Source organism: Kaistia defluvii (genome assembly GCF_040548815.1).
Classification (GTDB): Bacteria; Pseudomonadota; Alphaproteobacteria; order Rhizobiales; family Kaistiaceae; genus Kaistia; species Kaistia defluvii_A.
In genome coordinates, this window is sequence record NZ_JBEPSM010000001.1 from 788,361 (window position 1) to 813,572 (window position 25,212).

21 protein-coding genes, 2 tRNA genes and 1 riboswitch are annotated in these 25,212 nt (G+C 66.9%); of the genes, 21 read left to right on the plus strand and 2 right to left on the minus strand.

What is annotated here, in order from left to right:
- Positions 1–29: 29 nt before the first annotated feature.
- From ABIE08_RS03730 to ABIE08_RS03815, 18 genes are all read left to right on the plus strand, one after another.
- Positions 30–503 (plus strand): formate dehydrogenase subunit gamma, encoded by a 474-nt coding sequence (locus tag ABIE08_RS03730; protein ID WP_354548853.1) that lies wholly within the window; start codon positions 30–32, stop codon positions 501–503.
- On the plus strand, positions 500–2,056 hold the full coding sequence (locus ABIE08_RS03735; RefSeq protein WP_354548855.1) for a formate dehydrogenase beta subunit: 1,557 nt from the start codon (positions 500–502) through the stop codon (positions 2,054–2,056). Before ABIE08_RS03730 ends, ABIE08_RS03735 begins: the two co-directional genes overlap by 4 nt.
- A 9-nt stretch (positions 2,057–2,065) precedes the next feature.
- Positions 2,066–4,912 carry a formate dehydrogenase subunit alpha gene (gene fdhF / locus ABIE08_RS03740; RefSeq protein WP_354548857.1) on the plus strand — a complete coding sequence of 949 codons (2,847 nt, stop codon included), beginning with the start codon at positions 2,066–2,068 and terminating at the stop codon, positions 4,910–4,912.
- A 3-nt stretch (positions 4,913–4,915) separates the two neighbouring features.
- Positions 4,916–5,731, plus strand: a complete 816-nt coding sequence (gene fdhD / locus ABIE08_RS03745) for a formate dehydrogenase accessory sulfurtransferase FdhD (protein ID WP_354548858.1) — start codon at positions 4,916–4,918, stop codon at positions 5,729–5,731.
- Positions 5,724–5,957, plus strand: a complete 234-nt coding sequence (locus ABIE08_RS03750) for a formate dehydrogenase subunit delta (RefSeq protein ID WP_354548860.1) — start codon at positions 5,724–5,726, stop codon at positions 5,955–5,957. Before fdhD ends, ABIE08_RS03750 begins: the two co-directional genes overlap by 8 nt.
- 334 nt (positions 5,958–6,291) lie before the next feature.
- A tRNA-Asn gene (locus tag ABIE08_RS03755) sits at positions 6,292–6,367 on the plus strand.
- Positions 6,368–6,461: 94 nt separating this feature from the next.
- A tRNA-Asn gene (locus tag ABIE08_RS03760) sits at positions 6,462–6,537 on the plus strand.
- A 429-nt stretch (positions 6,538–6,966) separates the two neighbouring features.
- Positions 6,967–7,944 (plus strand): Bug family tripartite tricarboxylate transporter substrate binding protein, encoded by a 978-nt coding sequence (locus ABIE08_RS03765; protein WP_354548861.1) that lies wholly within the window; start codon positions 6,967–6,969, stop codon positions 7,942–7,944.
- A 107-nt stretch (positions 7,945–8,051) separates the two neighbouring features.
- Positions 8,052–8,528: a tripartite tricarboxylate transporter TctB family protein gene (locus ABIE08_RS03770; RefSeq protein ID WP_354548863.1), complete on the plus strand. Its 477-nt coding sequence runs from the start codon at positions 8,052–8,054 to the stop codon at positions 8,526–8,528.
- 3 nt (positions 8,529–8,531) lie between these two features.
- On the plus strand, positions 8,532–10,031 hold the full coding sequence (locus tag ABIE08_RS03775; RefSeq protein ID WP_354548864.1) for a tripartite tricarboxylate transporter permease: 1,500 nt from the start codon (positions 8,532–8,534) through the stop codon (positions 10,029–10,031).
- Positions 10,032–10,255: 224 nt separating this feature from the next.
- A complete protein-coding gene (locus ABIE08_RS03780; protein WP_354548866.1) occupies positions 10,256–10,513 on the plus strand; it encodes a hypothetical protein in 258 nt (85 codons plus the stop codon).
- 30 nt (positions 10,514–10,543) lie between these two features.
- Positions 10,544–10,761: riboswitch (cobalamin riboswitch) on the plus strand.
- A gap of 30 nt (positions 10,762–10,791) precedes the next feature.
- Complete coding sequence (locus ABIE08_RS03785; RefSeq protein ID WP_354548867.1) at positions 10,792–10,998, plus strand: CbtB domain-containing protein; 207 nt, start codon at positions 10,792–10,794, stop codon at positions 10,996–10,998.
- 16 nt (positions 10,999–11,014) lie between these two features.
- Complete coding sequence (locus ABIE08_RS03790; protein ID WP_354548869.1) at positions 11,015–11,761, plus strand: CbtA family protein; 747 nt, start codon at positions 11,015–11,017, stop codon at positions 11,759–11,761.
- A gap of 4 nt (positions 11,762–11,765) precedes the next feature.
- Entirely contained in the window at positions 11,766–12,314 is a 549-nt protein-coding gene (gene cobU, locus ABIE08_RS03795) for a bifunctional adenosylcobinamide kinase/adenosylcobinamide-phosphate guanylyltransferase (RefSeq protein ID WP_354548871.1), read from the plus strand.
- Positions 12,311–13,327 (plus strand): cobalamin biosynthesis protein CobW, encoded by a 1,017-nt coding sequence (cobW, locus tag ABIE08_RS03800; protein WP_354548872.1) that lies wholly within the window; start codon positions 12,311–12,313, stop codon positions 13,325–13,327. The genes cobU and cobW overlap by 4 nt, the downstream gene beginning before the upstream one ends.
- 3 nt (positions 13,328–13,330) lie before the next feature.
- Positions 13,331–17,215: a cobaltochelatase subunit CobN gene (gene cobN / locus ABIE08_RS03805; protein ID WP_354548874.1), complete on the plus strand. Its 3,885-nt coding sequence runs from the start codon at positions 13,331–13,333 to the stop codon at positions 17,213–17,215.
- Positions 17,212–17,835 carry a cob(I)yrinic acid a,c-diamide adenosyltransferase gene (gene cobO, locus ABIE08_RS03810; RefSeq protein ID WP_354548875.1) on the plus strand — a complete coding sequence of 208 codons (624 nt, stop codon included), beginning with the start codon at positions 17,212–17,214 and terminating at the stop codon, positions 17,833–17,835. Before cobN ends, cobO begins: the two co-directional genes overlap by 4 nt.
- Before the next feature lie 158 nt (positions 17,836–17,993).
- On the plus strand, positions 17,994–19,454 hold the full coding sequence (locus ABIE08_RS03815) for a cobyric acid synthase (RefSeq protein ID WP_354548877.1): 1,461 nt from the start codon (positions 17,994–17,996) through the stop codon (positions 19,452–19,454).
- Here the strand turns inward: ABIE08_RS03815 and cbiB are convergent.
- Both cbiB and ABIE08_RS03825 read right to left on the minus strand, forming a co-directional pair.
- Entirely contained in the window at positions 19,426–20,409 is a 984-nt protein-coding gene (gene cbiB, locus ABIE08_RS03820) for an adenosylcobinamide-phosphate synthase CbiB (RefSeq protein ID WP_354548879.1), read from the minus strand. The two genes, ABIE08_RS03815 and cbiB, sit on opposite strands and share 29 nt — an antisense overlap.
- Before the next feature lie 4 nt (positions 20,410–20,413).
- Positions 20,414–21,277: an ABC transporter substrate-binding protein gene (locus ABIE08_RS03825; RefSeq protein WP_354548881.1), complete on the minus strand. Its 864-nt coding sequence runs from the start codon at positions 21,275–21,277 to the stop codon at positions 20,414–20,416.
- Positions 21,278–21,412: 135 nt separating this feature from the next.
- Between ABIE08_RS03825 and ABIE08_RS03830 the strand changes: the two genes are divergently transcribed.
- From ABIE08_RS03830 to ABIE08_RS03840, 3 genes are read left to right on the plus strand one after another with little or no spacing between them, the layout of a single operon-like run.
- Positions 21,413–23,353: a TonB-dependent receptor plug domain-containing protein gene (locus ABIE08_RS03830; protein ID WP_354548882.1), complete on the plus strand. Its 1,941-nt coding sequence runs from the start codon at positions 21,413–21,415 to the stop codon at positions 23,351–23,353.
- The gene (locus ABIE08_RS03835; protein ID WP_354548884.1) at positions 23,341–24,387 is read left to right on the plus strand and encodes a FecCD family ABC transporter permease; all 1,047 of its coding nucleotides are present in this window, start codon (positions 23,341–23,343) and stop codon (positions 24,385–24,387) included. The genes ABIE08_RS03830 and ABIE08_RS03835 overlap by 13 nt, the downstream gene beginning before the upstream one ends.
- Positions 24,387–25,160, plus strand: a complete 774-nt coding sequence (locus ABIE08_RS03840; protein WP_354548886.1) for an ABC transporter ATP-binding protein — start codon at positions 24,387–24,389, stop codon at positions 25,158–25,160. Before ABIE08_RS03835 ends, ABIE08_RS03840 begins: the two co-directional genes overlap by 1 nt.
- The last annotated feature ends 52 nt before the right edge of the window (positions 25,161–25,212 follow it).

Here is a 25,212-nt window from a genome sequence, read left to right on the forward strand (position 1 = left end):
CGATTCTAATTTGGGAGTGGTCGTTCGTCGTGAATTCCCCCGAGCCATGGAGCGCAGCGCGCGCCGCCGAGATCATCGCAGCCCAATTGGATTGCGAGGGGCCGGCCCTTCCGATCCTCCACGCCATCCAGGCGACGTTCGGCTTCGTGCCGGAAGCCGTCGAGCCGATGATCGCCGACGCGCTGAACCTCTCGCGCGCCGAGGTGCATGGCGTCGTCACCTTCTATCACGACTTCCGCCGCAAGCCGGCCGGACGCCACGTGCTGAAGCTGTGCCGGGCCGAAGCTTGCCAGTCGATGGGCGCCGATGCGCTCGCCACCCGCGCGGAACAGGCGCTGGGCATCCGGTTCGGCGAGACGACGGCGGATGGCCGCGTCACGCTGGAGCCGATTTATTGCCTCGGGCTTTGCGCCACGGCGCCGTCCGCCATGCTGGATGGCCGCGTGATCGGCAGGCTCGACGCGCGCCGGCTGGATCGGCTTGTCTCGGAGGCGCAGGCGTGAGCGCGCGGTTCTTCATTCCCGGCGATGCCGGTGCGGTCGCGGTCGGCGCGGACGAAGTCGCCACGGCCTTCGAGGCGGCGGCAACCGCCAAGGGGCTGACGCTCGACATCGTTCGCAACGGTTCGCGCGGCCTCTATTGGCTGGAGCCGATGGTCGAGGTCGAGACGGCGGCCGGCCGCGTCGCCTATGGCCCGGTCTCAGCCGAGGACGTCCCGGCACTGCTCGAGGCCATGCTGGCCGGAGAGCCGCACGCTCTGCTACTCGGATCGACGGAAGAGATCCCCTGGCTGAAGCGCCAGACGCGCCTGACCTTCGCGCGCTGCGGCATCGTCGATCCGCGTTCGCTGGACGATTATCGCGCCCATGGCGGCTTCAAGGGGCTGGAGAAGGCGCTCGCCCTCGGCGCGGAAGCGACGATCGAGGAAGTCGTGCAATCCGGCCTGCGCGGTCGCGGCGGCGCCGGATTCCCGACCGGCATCAAGTGGCGCACGGTCGCGGCGACGGAAGCCGAGCAGAAATACATCGTCTGCAATGCCGATGAGGGCGACAGCGGCACCTTCGCCGATCGCATGATCATCGAGGGCGATCCCTTCGTGCTGATCGAGGGCATGACGATCGCAGGCATCGCCGTCGGCGCGACGCGCGGCTATCTCTATATCCGCTCGGAATACCCGCATGCCGTCGCCCGGATGGAAGAGGCGATCCGCACCGCCCGCGCGGCAGGCTATCTTGGCCGGGCGGTTGCCGGCTCGGCGTTCGACTTCGACATGGAAGTGCGGGTCGGCGCCGGGGCCTATGTCTGCGGCGAGGAAACGGCGCTGCTGGAAAGCCTCGAAGGACGGCGCGGCGTCGTGCGGGCCAAGCCGCCGCTGCCGGCGCATAAGGGTCTTTTCGGCAAGCCGACCGTCATCAACAACGTGATTTCGCTGGCGACCGTGCCGATCATTCTTGCCGAAGGCGCGGTGGCCTATCGCGATTTCGGGATGGGACGCTCGCGCGGCACCATGCCGATCCAGATCGCCGGCAATGTGAAGCATGGTGGCCTCTATGAGGTCGCCTTCGGCGTCACCCTCGGCGAGTTGGTCGACGAGATCGGCGGCGGCACGGCATCCGGCCGCCCGGTTCGCGCCGTGCAGGTTGGCGGCCCGCTCGGCGCCTATTTCCCGCGCGCCCTGTTCGATACGCCGTTCGATTATGAGGCCTTCGCCGGCAAAGACGGCCTGATCGGCCATGGCGGCATCGTCGTCTTCGACGATACGGTCGACATGGCGAAGCAGGCGCGGTTCGCGATGGAATTCTGTGCGCTCGAATCCTGCGGCAAGTGCACGCCGTGCCGCATCGGTTCCACGCGCGGGGTCGAGACGGTCGACAGGATCGTCCGCGGCGAGGAGCGCGAGAAGAACCTCGTCGTGCTCGAAGACCTCTGCCACACCATGAAATTCGGCTCCCTCTGTGCACTGGGCGGCTTTACGCCCTATCCTGTCATCAGTGCGCTCCACCATTTCCCCGAGGATTTCGGCGCCACGACGCCGGTCCTCGAAGCCGCACGCTAGGAGATCGCCATGTCGCTCATCCACGAGATCGACCACGGCACGCCGCGCTCCAAGTCCGAGACGATGGTGACGCTGACCATCGATGGCGAGACCATGACCGTGCCGGAAGGCACCTCGATCATGCGCGCTGCGAGCGAGATGGGCACGGCGATCCCGAAGCTTTGCGCCACCGACATGGTCGAGGCGTTCGGCTCCTGCCGTCTCTGCCTGGTCGAGATCGAGGGCAGGGCGGGAACGCCCGCCTCCTGCACCACGCCGGTGATGCCGGGCATGGTGGTGAAGACCCAGACCGACCGGCTGAAGCGCCTGCGCAAGGGCGTGATGGAGCTCTATATCTCCGACCACCCGCTCGACTGCCTGACCTGCGCCGCCAATGGCGATTGCGAATTGCAGGACATGGCGGGCGCGGTTGGCCTGCGCGATGTGCGCTATGGCCATGAGGGCCACAACCATCCCAATCCCGGCCTCGACGAGTCGAACCCCTATTTCACCTACGACCCGTCCAAATGCATCGTCTGCTCGCGCTGCGTGCGCGCCTGCGAGGAAGTGCAGGGCACCTTCGCGCTGACGATTGCCGGGCGCGGCTTTGATTCCGTCGTTTCTCCCGGCATGGAAGAGAGCTTCCTCGGCTCGGAATGCGTTTCCTGCGGCGCCTGCGTGCAGGCCTGCCCGACCGCGACCCTGACCGAGAAGACGGTGATCGAGATCGGCCAGCCCGAGCATTCGGTCATCACCACCTGCGCCTATTGCGGCGTCGGCTGCACCTTCAAGGCCGAGATGCGCGGCAACGAGGTCGTGCGCATGGTGCCGTGGAAGGATGGCAAGGCGAACCGGGGCCATTCCTGCGTCAAGGGCCGCTTCGCCTGGGGCTATGCCAGCCACAAGGAGCGCATCCTCAATCCGATGATCCGCGAAAGCATCGACCAGCCCTGGCGCGAAGTGTCGTGGGAAGAGGCGATCGCCCACACGGCGTCCGAGTTCAAGCGCATCCAGGCCAAGTATGGCCGTCTCTCGATCGGCGGCATCACCTCGTCGCGCTGCACCAACGAGGAAACCTTCCTCGTGCAGAAGCTGATCCGCGGCGGCTTCGGCAACAACAATGTCGATACCTGCGCCCGCGTCTGTCACTCGCCGACCGGCTATGGCCTGAGCCAGACCTATGGCACCTCGGCCGGCACGCAGGACTTTGATTCCGTCGAGCAGTCCGACGTCATCCTGCTGATCGGCGCCAACCCGACCGACGCGCATCCCGTCTTCGGCTCGCGCATGAAGAAGCGGCTGCGTGAGGGCGCGAAGCTGATCGTGCTCGATCCGCGCCGCATCGACCTCGTGCGCATGCCGCATGTCGAGGCGTCCTATCACCTGCCGCTGCGACCCGGCACTAATGTCGCCGTGCTGACGGCGCTGGCCCATGTCGTCGTCACCGAAGGATTGGCCGACGAGCATTTCGTTCGCGAGCGCTGCGACTGGGACGAGTTCCAGGACTGGGCCGCCTTCGTCGCCGACCCGCGCCACAGCCCGGAGGCGATTGCCGAACTGGCCGGCGTTCCGGCCGAGGACATCCGCGCCGCCGCCCGGCTCTACGCCACCGGGGGCAATGGGGCGATCTATTACGGCCTCGGCGTCACCGAGCACAGCCAGGGCTCGACCACCGTGATGGCGATCGCCAACCTTGCCATGGCGACCGGCAATATCGGCCGTCCCGGCGTGGGCGTGAACCCGCTGCGCGGGCAGAACAATGTGCAGGGCGCCTGCGACATGGGCTCGTTCCCGCACGAGCTTTCCGGCTATCGCCATGTCTCGGGCGACGAGACGCGGCAGCTGTTCGAATCGCTCTGGGGCGTGTCGCTCGACAGCGAGCCGGGCCTGCGCATCCCCAACATGCTCGATGCCGCCGTCGATGGCGTCTTCAAGGGCCTCTATGTCCAGGGCGAGGACATCCTGCAGTCCGACCCGGACACGAAGCATGTCGCGGCCGGCCTCGCGGCGATGGAATGCGTCGTCGTGCAGGACCTGTTCCTGAACGAGACGGCCAATTACGCGCATGTTTTCCTGCCGGGCTCGACCTTCCTGGAGAAGGACGGGACCTTCACCAATGCCGAGCGCCGCATCCAGCGCGTGCGCAAGGTGATGCCGTCGAAATCCGGCAAGGCGGACTGGGAGATCACGCTCGATATCGCCCAGGCCATGGGCTTCGACATGCACTACGCCCATCCGTCCGAGATCATGGACGAGATCGCGGCCCTGACCCCGAGCTTCGCCGGCGTCTCCTACGCCAAGCTCGACGCCGAGGGCTCGGTGCAGTGGCCCTGCAACGAGAAGGCGCCGCTGGGCACGCCGGTCATGCATATCGATGGCTTCGTGCGCGGCAAGGGCCGCTTCATGGTCACTGAATATGTCGCGACCGACGAGCGCACCGGCCCACGCTTCCCGCTGCTGCTGACCACCGGCCGCATCCTGTCGCAATACAATGTGGGCGCGCAGACGCGGCGGACCGAGAATGTCGTCTGGCATGGCGAGGACCGGCTGGAGATCCATCCGCACGACGCCGAGCAGCGCGGCATCCAGGACGGCCAGTGGGTCAAGCTCGCCAGCCGGTCCGGCGAAACCAGTCTCCGCGCTTTGATCACCGAGCGCGTCGCGCCGGGTGTCGTCTACACGACCTTCCACCACCCCGGCACCCAGGCGAATGTCGTCACCACCGACTTCTCCGACTGGGCCACCAATTGCCCGGAATACAAGGTGACGGCGGTGCAGGTCATGCCCTCGAACGGTCCGACCGCCTGGCAGGAGGACTATGACGAGCAGGCGCGCCAAAGCCGCCGGATCGCGCCGCATGTCGAGGCGGCGGAGTAGGGGATGCAACCGCCCTTTCTCCGCGTGCCGAGGACGCTCTGGCGCGCCGAGGGCGCGTCGGCTGGCGAGCGCGCGATTCCCGAGGAGGTGGCCGTCGCGCTCACCTATGACGGCAGTACCCAGGCCGTGATGATGGCGACTCCATCGGACCTGGAGGATTTCGCCGTCGGCTTCAGCCTGTCGGAGGGGATCATTCAGCATCCCTCCGAGATCGAGCGCTTCGAGATCGTGGAGCAGGCGATCGGCGTCGAATTGCGCATGTGGCTCGCCGCCTCGCGCGGCCAGGCGCTGGCGAGCCGCCGGCGCTACATGGCCGGGCCGACCGGCTGCGGCCTCTGTGGCATCGACAGCCTCAGCGAGGCGATGCGCTCCCTGCCTTTCCTTGGCGAGGCGATGCGCGTGAGCGCGTCGGAAATCCGGGCCGCGCTCGCCGCGCTGGCGCCGCTCCAGCTCTTCAACCGCGAGACCCACGCGATGCATGCCGCCGCCTTTGCCCGGGCCGGCGAGGGCGTCGTGGCGCTGCGCGAGGATGTCGGCCGCCACAATGCGCTCGACAAGCTCTGCGGCGCGCTCGCGCGCGGCGGCGTCGATGTGGCCTCGGGCATGGTTCTTTTGACCAGCCGCGTCTCGGTCGAGATGGTGCAGAAGACGGCGATGATGGGCGCGCCGCTGATTGTCGCTGTCTCCGCGCCGACCGCGCTTGCCGTCCGCACGGCGGAAGCCGCGGGCATCACGCTGGTCGCCATTGCGCGCGGCGACGGCTTTGAAGTTTTCACCCACCCCGACCGCATTGCCGAGGAAGCCGCCGCCCATGTCTGAGCGCACGTCCGAAAAGCTCGTCCACATGGCGAACCAGATTGGCAAGTTCTTCGCCAGCCAGGGCGCGGAGCAGGCGCCGGCCGCGATCGCCGATCATCTGCGCAAGTTCTGGGACCCGAGGATGCGCGCCGGCATCCTGGCCCATCTGGAAGAAGGCGGCGCCGACCTCGATCCGCTGGTGCGCCAGGCGGTCGAGCGGCTGCGGGAGATGACCGAGGCGGGGTAGGCTGGCCTTCGACCAACCCGGCTGAATGGATCCCGGGGCAAGCCCGGGATGACGGCGAGGGTGTAGACATTGTCTGGGTCTCCATGCGGGCGCGCTCCGCGACCTCGCCGCAACCGCTTCCAACAATTGCGCCGTCGAATCCCGCGATGCCCGGCTGAAATCGAGGCGATCGCCGCATTCCGTCCGAACTCGCCGAGTTATCCCCACGCCAAACCCGCAGGAACGCTACGTTTTGAAGGGTTCGGCCATGCTGGCGCGGAAAACATGCGTTTTAGGACTTTGCAAGCCGACACAGGCTTTGCTATAGCCTCGCTCACAGCAGCGGCGACGCTGTTCCGCGATAGCTCAGTTGGTAGAGCAGGTGACTGTTAATCACCGGGTCGTTGGTTCGAGTCCAACTCGCGGAGCCAAATTTGATCAAGGGGTTAGGTGGATTGCCATCTAACCCCTTGATTGTTTCCAAGCCTCGGCGCCGAGGCTTCGGGCAGACGCCGCAAACGCTGTTCCGCGATAGCTCAGTTGGTAGAGCAGGTGACTGTTAATCACCGGGTCGTTGGTTCGAGTCCAACTCGCGGAGCCAGTTTTGATCAAGGGGTCGGATGGGTTGCCATCCGGCCCCTTGATTGTTTCCGGGCAGGCTTGGCCTCGCCCCTATTCCGTCCCGAATCCCACGTCCCACCGAAGTTTCAACCGGCCCGCCGCGATCGCGGGCCATCGCCTACGCGGTCGATGGCATGCCTCCTCCATCGCCCGCATATTGCACCACAGCATAGATTTTGCAGTGCAAAGTTTAGTCGAGATCTGTCGATTGCTTGCGCAGCATATCGCTACGTAAACTTTGGATGGTCCCCGTCAATCCGTTCTGCATTACGATGTTTGCGTTGACAGATTATGGCTCGGCCTAAATAGTTCTGGAACTAATCCCAAGCAGGGATCGGATTTGCCAGCGACTCGAGCGGGGAGGCTCGGGCGCGATGGTACAATATTGTCAGCATTCTGGGAGGATCTCATGCTGCGACGTACGCTTCTTTGCACCGCACTGGCCTTTGCGTCGGTCGCTGTCACGGCGCCGGCCATGGCGCAGTCTTCCTATCCCGACCGGCCCATTCAGATGCTCGTGCCCTGGGGCGCCGGCGGCGGCACCGATGCCGTGGCGCGCATCATCGGCACGCTCCTGCAGCAGGAACTCGGCGTTCCCGTCAACGTCGTCAACCGCACCGGCGGCTCGGGCGTGGTCGGTCACAGCGCCATCGCCACGGCGAAGCCCGATGGCTACACGATCGGCGTCGTGACGATTGAAATCGACATGATGCATTGGCAGGGCCTGACCCCGCTGACCTACAAGGACTTCGACTTCCTGGCCATGGTCAATGCTGATCCGGGCGGCGTGATGGTGTCGGTGGATTCGCCCTTCAAGACGCTTCCCGAGCTGCTGACCGCCATCAAGGAAAAGCCGGCCGGAACCTTCAAGGCGTCCGGCACCGGGCAGGGCGGCATCTGGCATCTCGGCCTCGCCGGCTGGATGCTGTCGCACGGCCTGAATCCGGACCAGGTCACCTGGGTGCCGAGCCAGGGCGCCGCGCCGGGCATCACTGACATGGTGGCCGGCGGCGTCGACCTCGTGCCGACTTCGCTCGCCGAAGGCCGTTCGATGATCGACGCCAAGCGCGTGCTGGCGCTGGGTTCGATGTCGCCCGAGCGGCAGGAACTGTTCCCCGACGCCCCGACGCTGAAGGAATCGGTCGATTCCGACTGGACGCTGGCCGTCTGGCGCACGATCGCGGCGCCGAAGGGCCTGCCGGAGGATGTGAAGGCGAAGCTCGAGGCCGCTCTCGAGAAGGCCTACAACAGCCCCGAATACAAGAAGTTCATGACCGAGCGCGGCTTCGGCATGCGCTGGGCCAATGGCGCTGAAGCAACCCGCATCGTTGCCGAGGATGACGTCACGCTCGGCAAGATCATGAAGGAGGCCGGTCTCGCCAAATAGGCGGCCGGTCGGCTCTTCGATCCCCTGCTGGCGGCGCGGCCCGGACCCTCGGTCCCGGTCGCGCCGGCTCCCCGGCCTCGCCCGGAAAAGCTTTGCACGGAACGGCCATGATCAAGCTCAGTGAACTGCATCTTGGGGTTCTGTCCGCCCTTGGCGGCCTCGCCCTTCTTCTTGCCTCGGCCCATTTCGCCGCCCTTCCGGGTCAGGCCTATGGCGCCGGCACCATGCCGCGATTGATCGGTTGGTGCGCCATCCTGCTCGGTTGCTTCATGGTGGCGACCAGCCTCAAGCACCTGCCGGCAATGCTGAAGCCGCATCTCGCCGACTGGGTGCGCACGCCGCGGCTGGCGCTCTCGGCGGTCGCCTGCCTCGCCGTCATCGTCTTCTACATCCTGTTCGCCGAGACGCTTGGCTTCATCCCCACCACCTTCATCAGCCTTCTGGGCCTGATGCTGGTGCTGCGGACGGGTTGGCTGACGGCGCTGCTGGCCAGCGCTGCGACGACCCTGGTCGTCTATTACGGCTTTTCCCGCCTTCTCATGGTGCCGCTGCCGCGCACCGAATTTCTCTCCTTTCTCGGGTGACGCATGCTGATTCTGGAACAGGCTGCGGCCCTCGTCTTCGAACCCTATGTGCTCGGCGTCATCCTGGCATCCGCCGTATTCGGCATGCTGGTTGGCGCCATTCCCGGTCTGACAGCGACCATGGCGACGGCGCTGCTGGTGCCGATGACCTTCTTCATGGATCCGGTGCCGGCCATCGCGGCGATCGTGACGGCGACCGCCATGGCAATCTTCGCCGGCGACATTCCGGCGGCCTTGCTGCGCATGCCGGGCACGCCCGCCAACGCCGCCTATGTCGATGACGCCTACAAGATGACGCAGACCGGGCGCGGCGATGAAGCGCTCGGCGCCGCGCTCGTCTTCTCGGCGATCGGTGGCCTGTTCGGCGCGATCGTGCTGATGACGGTCTCGCCGACCCTCGCCGAAATCGCCCTAAAATTCTCCTCCGAGGAGTATTTCTGGCTGGTTCTGCTCGGTCTCTCCTGCGCCGTCTTCGTCAATCCGGGCTCGCCGACCCGCGGCCTGATCTCGCTGCTGATCGGCCTGTTCGTGGCGACGATCGGCATGGAAAACCCCTCGGGCGAGCCGCGCTTCTCCTTCGGCAATCTCGAACTGATGGCCGGCATCCAGTTCATCCCGGCCATGATCGGGCTGTTCGCCGTGTCGGAGGTTCTGCGCACCGTGACGGCGACGTCGCCGCGCAGGAAGATTCCGCGCGCCGACGGCCAGGGGATCTTCCGCACCCAGTGGAAGAACCTGAAGCAATATCCGGTGCAGACCGTGCGCGGCAGCATCACCGGCACCGCGCTCGGCATTCTTCCCGGCGCCGGCGCCGATATCGCCGCCTGGATTTCCTACGCCATCTCCAAGCGCTTCTCGAAACAGAAGGAGAAGTTCGGCACGGGCCATGTCGAGGGTCTGGTCGAGGCCGGCGCCTCGAACAATTCGGCCGTCAGCGGCGCCTGGATCCCGGCGCTCGTCTTCGGCATTCCCGGCGATTCGATCACCGCCATCGTCATCGGCGTGCTCTACATCAAGGGCATCAATCCGGGGCCGACGATCTTCATCAACGATCCGCAGACGGTCTATGCGATCTTCATCGTGTTCATCCTGGCGAATCTGATCATGCTGCCGCTGGGCTGGCTGGCGATCCGCGGCGCGCGCCCGATCCTCTCCATTCCGCCCTCGACGCTGATGCCGATGATCCTGATCTTCTGCATCGTCGGCTCCTTCGCGATCGCCAATTCCGTGGCCGGCATCGTCATGATGCTCATCTTCGGCATCATCGGCTTCTTCATGGAGGAGAACGACATCCCGATCGCGCCGGCGATCCTCGGCATGGTGCTGGGGCCGATGCTCGAGCAGAACTTCATCACCTCGATGATCAAGGCCGATGGCGACGTCTTCCGCTTCTTCGAGCGGCCGATCGCTGGTGGGCTGGGCGCGCTCACTATCCTGATCTGGCTCTTCCCGCTGGCGATGCTGCTGCTTCGGCGTCGCAAGGCAATGCGCCCGGCGACCTAGCCGGACGCGAGATCCCGCGCGAATCAACCTCCAGCCCGGCGCGGACAAATCCGCGCCGGGCTTTCCATTGCGGGCAGAGGGCGTCAGGAACCGTTGCCGGCCGGAACCGTTGCAATGAGGTCGGCTCTTTCCACATAAGAGAGAGCGCCGGGCCAGCGGGCTCGGCGTTTCATTGTGCGCCAGAACCGTCCTTCCCGATCCGAGCCACGGAGAAAACCAGCCGCATGCCATCCATCCGCTTCGGCAAGAAGGCCCTCCCGCTTCCCAAGAGCCGGACGGCCCGCGTCGCGATCGGAAGCGGCTTCCTTCTTGGGGGCACGCTCGGCTTCCTGCCGATCCTCGGCTTCTGGATGGTGCCGGTCGGACTGGTGGTGCTGTCGCATGACTCGGCGCGGGTGCGCCGCATCCGTCGGAGATCCGAAGTGGCGCTGCTGCGCCGCTGGGCGAGATTTCGCAGCAAGGGCGCGCCTGCCGCCAAATGAGGCGTGGCTTGCGCCAGACCGGCAATCCCTCTAGCGTGACTCTGCGACGGTTCCCCCGACAGGCCTCAGGCCTTGGGGGATGAAATGGGAATTCGGTGCGGAAGGACCCCTTGCGGGATTCCAAGTCCGAAGCTGCCCCCGCAACTGTAAGCGGCGAGCGACCTCGCGATGGCCACTGGGAAACCGGGAAGGCGTCGAGGAAGCAGCGACCCGTGAGCCAGGAGACCAGCCAGCGCCTCATACCAGCCAGCCGTCGGTGGGACGGTGAAGGAGACGCTATGACCAATTTCTCGAAGACCGCGACGAGGTCGACCTCGATTGCCGCAGATGGCGCCAAGAGCGACGCCGCATCGCGCATCGTGCCGGCGCTGTTCGCCATCGCCTTCGGCCTGTTCCTGTTCGTCGGCACCGGCTTCGCCGCGCCGAGCCTGATCCACAACGCGACGCATGACACCCGGCATTCCCTCGGTCTGCCCTGCCACTGACGCCTGAGGATCCATCATGTTCAAGACGATCATCCTGAGCGCCTTCGGCGCCGGGCTTGCCGTGGGCATTGCGCTTTCCGTGGTGCAGGCTGTCACCACCGAGCCGCTCATCCTGCACGCCGAGACCTTCGAAAGCGCCGAGCCGGCCCCGGCTGCTGCCGCCGCGCCGCATGAGCACTCGACGACCGAGGCCCACGCCCATGAGGCCGCCGCGCCCGCCGCTGCCGCGCCGGCGCATGAGCATGACGAAGACGCCTGGTCGCCGGCCGACGGCTTCGAGCGCTCCGCCTATACGCTGATCGCCAACCTGCTGATGGGGGTGGGGGTATCGGCCGTGCTGCTCGGCCTGATGTCGATCCGCGGCGGCAGGATCGACGCTAGCACCGGCGTACTCTGGGGCGTTGCCGGCTTCTTCGCCGCTTCGCTGCTGCCCTCGCTCGGCCTGTCGCCGGAGCTTCCCGGCACGGCCGCGGCCGAGATCACCTCGCGCCAGGTCTGGTGGCTTTCGACCGCCGCCGCCTCGGCGATCGGCCTCGCGCTGATCGTCTTCGGGCGTTCGTGGCTCCTGAAGGTCGCCGGCCTCGTCCTCGGCGTGTTGCCGCATGTCATCGGCGCCCCGGTTCCGCCGACGCTGGAAGCCTCCTATCCGGCCGGCCTCGGCGGCGAGTTCGTCGCCGCCTCCCTGGTGGTCAGCGCGCTGCTCTGGGCGCTTTCCGGCCTCTGCTCCGGCTGGCTCTATCAACGCCTGTCGCGGTCGGCCTGAGGCCGTGCCATCCCCCGCGCCGCGCACGGCGCTGATCCTCGGCGGCGCCCGCTCCGGCAAGAGCCGCTTCGCCGAGGATATCGTGGCTCGGACGGGGCTGCCCGCCACCTATCTGGCCACGGCCGAGATCCGCGATGCCGAAATGCAGGCACGGATTTCGGCGCATCGTGACCGGCGCGGGCTGGACTGGACAACGGTCGAGGAGCCGCTCGACCTGACCGGCCGCCTCGCGACTTTGGCCGATCCCGGCCGCGTCATCCTCGTCGATTGCCTGACGCTCTGGCTTTCCAACCTGATGGAGGCCGAGCGCGACGTCGCCGCCGAGGGCGACGCGCTGGCCCGTATGCTCGCCAAGGCGAGGGGGCCGGTCGTGCTCGTCTCCAACGAGGTCGGCTCCGGCATCGTGCCGATGAACGCGCTGGCGCGCCGCTTCGCCGACGAGCAGGGCCGCCTCAACCAGAAGATCGCCGCCGCCGTGCAGACCGTTTTTCTCGTGGCCGCCGGCCTGCCGCTGCGCCTGAAACCCAATCCGAACCCGGAGTTCGTCCTTTGACCGCCCGCATCCCCGCCACCATCGTCACCGGATTCCTGGGTGCCGGAAAGACCACGCTGATCCGCAACCTCATCGCCGGCGCCGAAGGACGCCGCATCGCGCTGATAGTCAACGAATTCGGCGACATGGGTTTTGACGGCTCGCTTCTCTCCGATTGCGGCGTCGACGACTGCAAGCCGGATACGGTGATCGAACTCACCAATGGCTGCATCTGCTGCACCGTCGCTGACGATTTCCTGCCGACCATCGAGCAGCTTCTGGCGCGCGAACCGGCCCCCGATCACATCGTGATCGAGACCTCCGGCCTGGCGCTGCCGCAGCCTCTGGTGCGCGCCTTCACCTGGCCGACCGTGCGCCACTGCGTCACCATCGACGGCGTCATCACCGTGGTGGATGCCGAAGCGGTCGCTGCCGGCCGCTTCGCCCATGACGAGAAAGCCGTCGCCGCCCAGCGCGCCGAGGACCCTTCGCTCGACCACGAGGATCCGATCGAGGAATTGTTCGAGGACCAGCTTTCCTGCGCCGATCTGATCGTCTTCTCGAAGACGGATCTGGTTGACGCGAAGCAGCTGGAGCAGGTGGCCGAGATCGTCGCCCGCGACGCCCGCAAGGAAGCGCGCGTCGTCCATGCGACGGCCTCCGGCCTGCCGGCCTCGGTGCTGCTCGGCGTTGGCGCGGCGGCGGAGAACGACGCCTTCGAGCGCAAGAGTCATCACGACCTCGAAGGCGAGGAGCACGACCACGACGACTTCGACACCTTCATCGTCGATGTCGCCGAAATGCCTTCCATCGAGGCTCTGGCGACCCGCGTTCGCGCCGCCATGGCGGAGAAGGGCGTGCTGCGTATCAAGGGGCGTGCCGCGATCGCCGGCAAGGCGGCGCCTGCCGTTGTCCAGGCGGTCGGCCCCCGCGTCGACACCTATTTCGCGCCCGGCGACAATGCCGGCCGTCTCGTCGTGATCGGCGAGCGCGGGCTCGACGCGGCCGCCATCGCCGCGCATTTCAAGGCCTGAGCCATGCATCTTGTTGCCGGCGAAATGGAGCGGATCGACGATGGCGGCAGCGCCGTCGATCTCGACCAGTCGCCCGGCGACATCGTCATCCTGTCGGCCGCCGATACGGAGCTCGCGGCTTTCGCCTCGGCCTTTGCCCGAGAGCCCGAGGGCCCGTCGCTGCGCCTCGCCAATCTGATGCAGCTGACGCATCCTTATTCCGTCGATCTCTATCTGGAAAAGACCATCGCGCAGGCGAAGTTCGTTTTCGTCCGCATGATGGGCGGCGTCGGTTACTGGCCCTATGGGTTGGAGGCGCTGCGGGCGCTTTCGCGCGCCGGCGGGCCTGAGATCGCCGTCGTGCCGGGCGAGGATCGCTGGGACGCGGCGCTGGAGGCGTATACGACGGTCGCACCCGAGATCGCGCAAAAGCTCTGGCGCTATTGCGCCGAGGGCGGCGCGGTCAATATCGGCCGCGCGCTCGGCTATCTCCGGCACGTCACCGGCGCCAACGAGGCGCCGCTGGAGCCGCAGGTTCTGCCGGAAGTCGGCTTCTACCGTCCCGGCGAGGGCGTGGTGACCGAGGCCTTGCGGCCCGGCGATGCCGGGTGCCCGGTGGCGCTGCTGACCTTCTATCGCTCGGTCATTCCCGGCGGCTCGACCGAGCCCGTCGATGCGCTGATCGAGGCGCTCGATCGCGAGGGAATTGCCAGCGTCGCGATCTTCGCTTCCAGCCTGAAGAACGAGGCAGCCGCCGCCTTCATCGAGCAGGCGTTCGACGACCTGAAACCGGCCATCGTCCTCAACGCCACCGCCTTTGCCATTTCGCGTCCCGGCCGGGCGCATGAGCCGACCGTGCTCGACCGCGCCGGCCGTCCCGTGCTGCAGATCGTCTTCGCCGGCACCGGCCGCGAGGCATGGCTGGAATCCAGCCGCGGTCTCGGCCCGCGCGACCTGATCATGAATGTCGTGCTGCCCGAGGTCGATGGCCGAATCCTGACCCGCGCCGTCTCGTTCAAGGAAGAAATCGAGAGCGACGGCCGGACAGACAGCCGCATCGTCGTCTACCGCGCGGATCGCGAGCGCATCGCCTTCGTCGCGGCGCAGGCGGCGCGCTGGATCCGGCTTGGCGCCGCGGATCCTGCCGATCGCCGGATTGCGCTGATCCTGTCGAATTATCCCGACCGCGACGGCCGCCTCGCCAATGGCGTCGGCCTCGATACGCCGGAAAGCGCGGCGCGGATCGCGACTGCCATGAAGACGGGCGGCTATACGCTGGAGGGATTCCCGGAGACGGGCAGGGCGCTGATAGACCTGCTGCTCGCAGGCCCGACGAATGCGCTGGCGAAGCGGGCGGCTTTCAAAGCAAGACCCTCACCCAACCCTCTCCCGCAAGCGGGCGAGGGCTTTCTTCCCTCACCTCTCCCTGAGGGAGAGGTCGGCCCGGAGGGCCGGGTGAGGGGTTCAGGCTTATCCGGTGAAGACGCAACCCCTCACCCGCCGGCTTCGCCGTCGACCTCTCCCCATGGGAGAGGTGAAGGGATCTCGCTCCCCCTCTCGGACTACCGCGCCTTCCATGACGCGCTGGCGCAATCCGTCCGTGACAGCCTCAGCGCCCGCTGGGGCGAGCCAGAAGCCGATCCGTTCTTCGACGAAGGCGCCTTCCGTCTCGCCATCCACCGGTTCGGCAATGTGGTCGTCGGCATCCAGCCGGCACGCGGCTATGGCATCGATCCGAAGTCGACCTATCACGATCCTGACCTCGTGCCGCCGCACCACTATCTGGCCTTCCATGCCTGGCTGCGGAAAAGCTTCGATGTCGACGCCATCGTGCATGTCGGCAAGCACGGCAATCTCGAATGGCTGCCCGGCAAGGCGCTGGGGCTTTCCAATGCCTGCTGGCCGGAGGTCGTGCTGGGGCCGACGCCGCTGATCTATCCCTTCATCGTCAACGATCCCGGCGAGGGCGCACAGGCGAAGCGCCGAGCCTCCGCCGTCGTCGTCGATCATCTGATGCCGGCGCTGACGCGGGCCGAGGCGCATGGCGCCTTTGCCGAGATCGAGACGCTGATCGACGAATATCATCTGGCACTCGGCGCCGATCCGCGCCGCCGCGATCATCTCGAACGCGAGATCCTCGACCAGGCCGTGCGCCACGGCATCGATCGCGATCTCGGCATCCTGCGCGATGGCGACCAGGGCAGTGCGCTGCGCGCCATCGACGCGCATCTTTGCGAGATCAAGGAACTGCAGATTCGCGACGGCTTGCACATTTTCGGCAGTTCGCCGCAGGATGAGCACCGCCTCGATACGCTGATCGCGATCGCGCGGATTCCCCGCTCCGGCGGCCGGCCGGAAGATGGCTCGCTGCATCGGGCGATCGCCACCGATCTCGGCCTGGAGAGTTTCGATCCGCTTGCCTGCGATCTCGCCGCCGATTGGTATGACTCGCGGCCGGAAGCGCTTTTGCGCGCGGCCGATGCGCCTTGGCGGACGAATGGCGACACAGTCGAGCGCATTGAGATCCTCGCCAAACAGACGGTGCGAGCTTTCCTGGCACCTGATGGCTCGCCGCCGCCGGGGCCGAACACCTTATCCGTGCTCGAATGGCTCGCGGAACAACTGGCGCCGTCGCTGGATCGCTGCGGGCTCGAAGAAATCGCATCCGTGTTGACCGCGCTCAATGGCTGCTTCGTGCCGCCCGGTCCTTCCGGCGCGCCGTCGCGCGGCCGGCCGGACGTGCTGCCTACCGGCAAGAACTTCTACTCCGTCGATACGCGCGCCGTGCCGACCGCCGCCGCCTGGCGCATCGGCAAGGCGGCCGCCGAGGCGCTCGTGCTGCGCTACATGCAGGATGAGGGCGAGTGGCCGCGCTCCGTGGCGATCTCTGCATGGGGCACCGCCAACATGCGGACCGGCGGCGACGACATCGCCCAGGTGCTCGCCCTGATCGGCGCAGAGCCTTGCTGGGAGACCGGCACCGGCCGCGTCACGGGTTTTCGCGTGCTGACGCTCTCGGAACTCAAGCGGCCGCGCGTCGACGTCACGCTGCGCATCTCCGGCATGTTCCGCGACGCCTTCCCCGAGCAGATCGACCTGATCGATTCCGCGATCCGCGCCGTCGCCGCGCGCGAGGAACCGGCGGATGCCAACCCGATCGCGGCGGCGCATGGCAAGGGCCAGGATCTCGCCCGCATCTTCGGCGCCAAGCCGGGGGCCTATGGCGCCGGGCTGCAGGCGATGATCGACGAGAAGATCTGGGACAGCCGCGCCGATCTCGGCGAGGCCTTCCTCGCCTGGTCGAGCTTCGCCTATGGCGGCGGGGCCGAAGGCGAGGCGGCCGGAGACCGGCTGCGCGCGCGGCTGGTCGACACCGACGCCGTCCTGCACAACCAGGACAATCGCGAACACGACATCCTCGACAGCGACGATTATTACCAGTTCCAGGGCGGACTCTCGGCCTCGATCGAGACGCTGAAGGGCGCGGCGCCCCGGCTCTATCATGGCGATCATTCGCGGCCCGAGACTCCGGTCGTCCGGCCTCTGGCGGAGGAGATTGGCCGCGTCGTGCGCGGGCGGGCGATCAATCCGAAATGGATCGCCGGCTGCATGCGGCATGGCTACAAGGGCGCCTTCGAGATGGCGGCGACGCTCGACTATCTCTTCGCCTTCGCCGCCACCACCCACGCGGTCGGCGATCATCATTTCGATGCGCTTTACGACGCCTATATCGCGGATGAGGCGGTCCGCGATTTCATCGCCGACGCCAATGAACCCGCACTCACTGAGATGGCGGACCGCTTTCTCGAAGCCATGGATCGCGGCCTCTGGTCGCCCCGCGCCAACAGCGCGTATGAACGGCTGGCAGCGCTCGCTTCCCGCCGTCCCGCACGAAAGGAAATCGCATGACCGTTGAAATGACCGAAGACGAACTGAATGCCCGTCATGCCGAGAAGATGCGCAAGAAGAAGGCCGTCCGCGACAAGATCCTCGCCTCGAAGAACGTCGAGAAAGGCCTGCTGATCGTCCATACCGGCAAGGGCAAGGGCAAGTCGACCGCCGCCTTCGGCATGGCGTTCCGGTCGCTCGGCCACGGCCTGCCGGTCGCCATTGTCCAGTTCGTCAAGGGTGCGATGGATACGGGCGAGCGTATGGCGCTGGAGCGTTTTGGCGATCTCGTCTCCATCAACCGGCTCGGCGAAGGCTTCACCTGGGAGACGCAGGACCGCCAGCGCGACATCGCCGCCGCCAAGCATGCCTGGGAGACGGCCAAGGAACTGATCCGCAGCGGCGAATATCACCTCGTCGTGCTCGATGAGCTCAACATCGTGCTGCGCTACGACTACCTGCCGCTGGGCGAGGTGCTGGAATTCCTCACCAACGAGAAGCCGGCCGATGTGCATGTCGTCGTCACCGGCCGCAACGCGCCGGACGCGCTGATCGAGATCGCCGATCTCGTCACCGAGATGGAGCTGGTCAAGCATCCGTTCCGCTCCGGCGTGAAGGCGCAGAAGGGCATCGAGTATTGAGGATCAAGACCCTCACCCCAGCCCTCTCCCGCGAGCGGGAGAGGGGGCGCCAACGATTTGCCGCGAGCCTGGTCACGGACGCGGCGCAAAAGCCCTCGCCCGCTTGCGGGAGAGGGTTGGGTGAAGGCCTTGCTGCCCTCGCGGTTGAGTAGAGAAAAATGACCGCCGCGATCATGTTCCAGGGCACGGGCTCGAACGTCGGCAAGTCGGTGCTCGTCGCCGGTCTGGCGCGGCTTTATGCGCGCAAGGGCATCCGCGTCGCGCCGTTCAAGCCGCAGAACATGTCGAACAATGCCGCCGTGACGGTGGATGGCGGCGAGATCGGCCGGGCGCAGGCGCTGCAGGCGCGCGCCGCCGGGCTGGAGCCCACCGTCCACATGAATCCGGTGCTGCTGAAGCCCGAGAGTGACACCGGCTCGCAGATCATCCTGCAGGGCCGGCGTTTCGGCACGATGCGGGCGCGCGAATATGGAAAGCGCAAGGCCGAGCTGCTGCCGAGCATCCTCGAAAGCTTCGATCGGCTGAAGCAGAGTGCCGATCTGATCCTTGTCGAAGGCGCCGGCAGCCCGGCCGAGATCAACCTGCGCGCCGGCGACATCGCCAATATGGGGTTTGCGGAGGCTGCCGATCTGCCGGTGATCCTGATCGGCGACATTGATCGTGGCGGAGTCATCGCCAGCCTGGTCGGCACCCGCGCCGTGCTGCCGCAGGCGGATCGCGACCGGATCCAGGCATTCCTCGTCAACAAGATGCGCGGCGATATCAGCCTGTTCGATGACGGCGTCGCCGCGATCCGCGCCGCCACGGGCTGGCCGTCGCTCGGCGTCGTGCCGTGGTTCGCCGAGGCGCATCGGCTGCCGGCCGAGGACATTCTCGACCTCTCGGCCGGAAGCCTGCGCCCCGGAACGCTCACCATCGCCGTGCCGGTGCTGCCGCGCATCGCCAATTTCGATGACCTCGACCCGTTGGCGCTGGAGCCCGCCGTGTCGGTCGTGCTGGTGCGGGCGGGCGAGCCGATCCCGGTCTGTGATCTGGTCCTCATTCCCGGCTCGAAATCGACCATCGCCGACATGGCTTATCTGCGCGCACAGGGCTGGGACATCGACATTGTGGCGCATCGGCGGCGCGGGGGCCGGGTCATCGGCCTTTGCGGCGGCTACCAGATGCTGGGGCGGATGATTTCCGATCCGGACGGGCTGGAGGGCCCCCCGCAAAGCGTCCCGGGGCTCGGCCTGCTCGACGTCGAGACGGTGCTGGCGGCCGACAAGACGACGGCGCCGTTTTCGGGCCGGGACGCCCGATCGGGCGTCGCCGTGTCGGGATATGAGATCCATCTCGGCCGCACCCAGGGCCCTGACACGGCCCGGCCCTGGCTGGAGCGGGAGGGCGCCGGCGAGGGCGCGATCTCGGCCGATGGGCGCGTGCGCGGCAGCTATGTGCATGGCCTGTTCGGCGGCGATGATTTTCGACGCGGATTTCTTTCCAGCCTTGGCGCGGACGTGTCGGATCTGGCTTACGAGCTCGAAGTCGATCGCACGCTCGATCGGCTCGCCGATCACCTGGAGGCGCATGTCGATACCGACGCGATCCTCAACTATGCAGGTATAGCCACACGATAAGCGCCAGCACCGCGCCGGCCCCCGTTGCGACGCGCAGGATCTTCAGCGAGCGGCTGATATCGCCGGGCCCGGCTTCGTGCCGGCCGCCATCGTTCAGGAAAGGATCCTCGACCACGCGCTCGCCATAGCGGCGCGGTCCGGCGAGCGCCAGACCGAGCGCGCCGGCCATCGCGGCCTCCGGCCAGCCGGCATTCGGCGAGCGATGCTTTCGGGCGTCGTCGAGCATGACGAGCATGGATTGCTTGATCGTGCCGCCGACAAAGGGCGCTGCCATGGCGATGAGGAAGCCGGCGAGACGGCTCGCGGGCAGGTTGACCAGATCGTCCAGCCGCGCCGCCGCCCAGCCGAAAGCCTCATGCCGGGCGGAGCGGTGGCCGATCATCGAATCCGCCGTGTTGATCATCTTGTAGGCGAAGAGCCCGGGCAGGCCGAACACCGCGAACCAGAAGGCCGGCGCCACGACGCCATCGGAAAAGTTCTCGGCCGTCGATTCGATCGCAGCGCGGGTGACGCCCGATTTGTCGAGGCTGTCGGGATCGCGGCCGACAATCATCGAGACCGCCTTGCGCGCGTCGTCGAGCCCGCCGGAATGGAAGGCGTTGAGCACGCGGGCGACGTGATCATGGAGGCTGCGGCTCGCCAGCAGCACCGAGGCGATGACGGGGATGAGCACGATGCCATAGGGAATGCGCGCCACCAGCCGCTCGACCAACAAGCCCGCGAACCAGGCAATCGCGACGAGGAGGATTACGACGCCGACACCGGCGGCGCGCCGGATGCCTGAAGCCGCCGTGTCGCGATTGAACGCCCGGTCGCAAAAGCCGATCAGCGCGCCGAACCAGGTGACCGGATGGGGCAGGCGGCGCCAGAGCCAGTCGGGGTCGCCGATAAGCGCATCGAGGCCGATGGCGGCGATCAGCAGCAGAAGGCGAAGGTCGAACGGGAATTGGGTCATGCGGTCACGAACCGCCCAGCTTGGCGCGCTCGGCGGCCAGCGTTTCGATCGCCTCGGGCAGGGAAGGTCCGGCGCAGATGGTGAGCCGGCCGGGCAGGGCAATGCGGCGCTCGGGCGGGTAGAGTTCGCGCAAGGCGGGATGCGCCAGCAGCGCGCTGCCCTGGTCGGCGGCGACGGTCTGTGCGTCCGCCACGACCAGCAGTTCCGGCTTGTCCGTGACGATCCGCTCCAGCGGCACGAAACCGCCTGTCTTGCCGGCAAGCTTGCCGCCCATGTCGGCAAAGCCGGCAAGGCGCAGCAATTCGCCCGTCAGCGTGTTCTGCCCGGTGACATAGCCGCGGCGCTGGTAGACGGCGACGGTCGGCGGATGCGCGCCGGCCGGCACCCCGGCGGCGGCCTTTGCGCGGGCGGCTTCGATACGGTCGATCAGGGCCTTGCCGCGTTCGGGATGTCCGAGCAAGGCCGCGACGTCGCGGATCTGGGCGATCGAATCGTCGATCGATTTCACCGTGTCGAGTTCGACCACCTTGAAACCCAGCCGCTTCAGCATGGAACGCGTCTCGCGCTTGGTGAAGCGGCCGGCGAGGACCAGGTCGGGATCGCGCTGGATCACTGTCTCGGCCGCGCCCGCATCATGCGGAAACGCCTTGGCCTGTTCGGCCAGGTAGGAATAGGCGGGATCGGTCGCATAGAGCGAAAGCGCGGCGATCTGCGCGGGATCGGCCAGCGCCAGCAGCAACTGGTCGGCGCAGGCGTTGATCGAGACGATCCGCTTTGGCGCGGCCGCCGACAAGCTTTCGGCCAGCGCAGGGCCGGCGAGTGCCCATGCTGCCACAATCAGACCGAACCTGTTGACCCACGCGCGCATGACGTGCGCTCCCGCTTGCAGTGACCAGGGTCCTCGTCTACCGCTTCTGGAGCGGGCGGCAAAGCCGTTCGCGGGGTCCGGGACACACACGTGACGGGCGCGACGACCAGATCGATCCAAACCGAGGTCTGCCTGATGAGTTTCTTCGAACGGCGCCGGGGGCGCGCCGCTCTCTCCCTTTTTGCCACGCTTCCTGTCCTGCTGGCCGCCCATGCGACGCGCGCGGACGATCTGGAAGAGATTGTCGTGACCGCCTATCGCGGTCCCACCGACATTTCCAAGTCAGGCAGCGCGATCACCGTCATTCCCGGCGACAAGATCAACAACGCCTCGCCCGGCTCGCTGGTCGATGTGTTGCGCCAGGTGCCGGGCCTGACCGTCACCCAGTCGGGCGGACCGGGCGGCACGACCGAAGTCAGCATCCGCGGCGCCGAGGCGGGCCACACGCTGGTGCTGGTCGACGGCATCCGCGTCAACGATCCGGCGAGCGCCCGCAACAGTTTCGACTTCGCCGTGTTCTCGCCGACCGACATCGAGCGGGTGGAAATCCTGCGCGGTCCGCAGAGCGCGCTGTACGGTTCGGATGCCATGGGCGGCGTCATCAACATCATCACCAAGAAGCGCACCGGCGCGCTCTCGATGACCGTGGGTGCCGAGGGCGGCAATTACGACACCTTCGCCGGCAATGCGGCGGCGGGTGGCAGCATCGGCCCAGCCAGCTTTTCGGTCAGCGGCACAATGTTCAATACCCATGGCTTTTCGCGTGTCGGCGACCGCGACAATGGCGAACCGGACGGCACCAAGAAGCTGGCCGGCTCCGCGCGGGCCAGCTTCGATGCCGGCGATGGCAAGAGCCTGAGCTTCGGCGTCACCGCCTACCATCAGGAATCGGATGTCGAGAAGGGCTCCAAGCCGACCGACGACCTGCCGGGCTACGAGCGCGACCGCGACGTGCTGACGGCGTTCGGCCGCTTCGAGTTCGAGGGCTTCGATGGCCGGGTCAACAACCAGTTCACTGTGTTCGGCACCCAGACGACTAGCCGCTATACCGAGCCGCTGACGACGACCTTCCGGGGACGGGTCGGTGATTCCACCGGTGACGATTTCGGCGCCGAGTACCAGGCTACCATCGACATGGCCCGCTATGGCACGCTGATCGTCGGTGCGCGCGCCGAGCAGGAATCGGGCGCGCAGGACACCACCACGACGTCACTCAGCGGCGTCGCGAGCACGGTCGACAATTTCGACAATGCCCGAACCCTGCTGGCCGTCTTCGCCATGCAGCAGTTCACGCTGTTCGACAATCTCAACCTGTCGCTCGGCGGGCGCTATGACGAGGATGTCGACGGGCAGGGCTTCCTGACCGGACGCGCCACGGCCGCCTATCTGATCGACCAGACCGGCACCAAGCTGCGCGGCAGCTTCGGCAACGCGGCCAAGCGGCCGACCATGTTCCAGCTCTACGATGCGCAGTATGGCAATCCCGACCTCATCGACGAGCAGAGCTATGGCGGCGATGTCGGCATCGACCAGGAACTGTTCGACGGCCGGGTGAACTTCTCGCTCACCGGCTTCTACAACAACTTCACCAATCTGATCGAATTCCAGTCCAAGGCCCTGCCGGACTACCCGAAGTCGAGCTACTACAACATCAAGAGCGCCGAGACGTCCGGCCTCGAACTCTCGGCGGATGCCATCCTCTGGCCGTCCGTGCTGAAGGCGACGGGTTCCTACACCTATATGCGCGCCATCAATCTCGACACCGACCTGCCGCTGTCGCGTCGGCCGCAAAATAGCGGCTCGCTGACGCTGACCTATACCGGCATCGAGAATTTCGAGTTCGGCGCCACGGCGATCTTTGTCGGCGACCGCTTCAACAACGATGCCAAGACGGCGGCGGCGCTGGTTCCGCTCGAGAGCTATACCAAGATCGACCTGAGCGCATCCTACAAGCTCAATCCCGAGACCACGCTCTATGCCCGGCTCGAGAACCTGACCAACGTCGAATACCAGGACGCCTTCGGCTACAACAATGCCGGGCGTTCGGCCTATGTCGGATTGAGATGGACACATTGACAGCCCCCAGGCCGGATCTCCTGCTGAGGCCAGCGGCAAGCCGCTGGCTCGTGCCCGGCCTGGTGGCGCTCGTCGTCGTGCTGTTTCTTCTGTCGCTTGGTGTCGGGCCGGTCCTGCTGCCGCTCAGGGCGGTGGTCGATGGCCTGCTCGGCACGGGCGACGAAGCGGCTCGCCTCATCGTCCGTGAAATCCGCCTGCCGCGCGCCATCCTCTCGGTGGCCATCGGTTTTTCGCTCGGTCTTGCGGGCGCCTCGCTTCAGGGCCTGTTGCGCAATCCGCTGGCGTCGCCGTCTTTGTTCGGTGCGCCGTCCGCAGCGGCCTTCGGCGCCGTGCTGGTCATCGCCTTCGGCGTCTTCGACGCGCTCTCCTTCTTCCTGCCGATGGCGGCGATGCTCGGCGCGCTGCTTTCCGTCGGCCTGCTGCTTCTGATCGCCGGCCCGCGCGCCAGCCTTCTGGTGATCATCCTGGCCGGCCTCGCCATTTCGAGCCTCGCCGGAGCGGCGACCTCGCTGGCGCTCAACCTTGCGCCAAATCCGTTCGCGGCGCTCGAGATCGCCTTCTGGCTGCTCGGTTCGCTGGAGGATCGCAGCATGCAGCACGTCTTCATCGCGCTGCCCTTCATCTTGGCGGGCTGCCTGCTGCTCTTCGTCGACGGCCGCGCCTTCCGCGCCCTGACGCTTGGTGAGGATGCGGCGGCGAGCCTCGGCATCCGGCTCAATCGCGTGCGGCTGCGCGTGGTGCTCGGCGTGGCGCTGGCGGTTGGCGGCGGCGTGGCGGTCGCCGGTACGATCGGCTTCGTCGGCCTCGTCGCGCCACATCTGATGCGCCCCTTCGTCCGCCATGATCCGGCGCGGCTGATGTGGCCGGCGGCGCTCGCCGGCGCGGCCTTGCTGACGGCGGCCGACATTCTGGTGCGCATCATTCCGGCGCAGAACGAGATCAAGGTCGGCGTCGTCACGGCGCTGATCGGCGCGCCGCTCTTCATCGGGCTCGTGTTCCGCCATCGGCGCGGGCTGACCGGCGAGGTGTCCTGATGGCAGCGCTTCTCAGGGCGGAGGGCGTCGGCGCCACGCTCGGCCGCCGGCAGATCCTGTCAGGCGTCGATTTCAGCCTCGCGGCGGGCGAGTTCGTCGTCGTGATCGGCCCCAACGGCGCCGGCAAGACCACGCTGGTCCGCCGGCTGGCCGGGCTGCTCGATGGCAAGGGCGCGATCTATCTCGGCGACCAGAAGGCCGAGGCAGTATCGCCGCGATTGCGGGCGCGCAAGATCGGCTATCTGCCCCAGGGCCATGTCTTCCACTGGCCGCTTTCGGTTGCCGATGTCGTTGCGCTCGGGCGCATTCCGCATGCCTCCGGCGCGGGGGATCTCGGCGTCGAGGATCGTGCGGCCGTCCTGGCGGCGCTGGAAGCGACCGGCACGCTGGAATTCGCGGATCGCTCGGTCACGACGCTGTCGGGCGGCGAGCGCGCCCGCGTGGCGCTGGCGCGGGTGCTGGCGGGCGAACCGCAGATTATCCTCGCCGATGAGCCCGTAGCGGCTCTCGATGCGCGCTACCAGTTCATCGTGCTCGACCTGCTGCGCGCACGGGCGAGGGCCGGGGCGGCCGTCATGGCGGTCCTGCACGATCTCTCGCTGGCCGCGCGCTATGCCGACCGGCTGGTGATGATGGATGGCGGGCGAATTGTGGCGGAAGGCTCGCCGGAGGTCGTGCTGACGCGGCAAAACCTTGCGGTCACCTTCGGCATTCGCGCCAAGATCGACACGGTAGAGGGCCAGCTCATCGTGACACCGCAGGCGGCGCTGTAGTTTATCGCAAGATTTCCGGCCGGCGAGGGAACCATTCAGGAGGAAGCGCGTT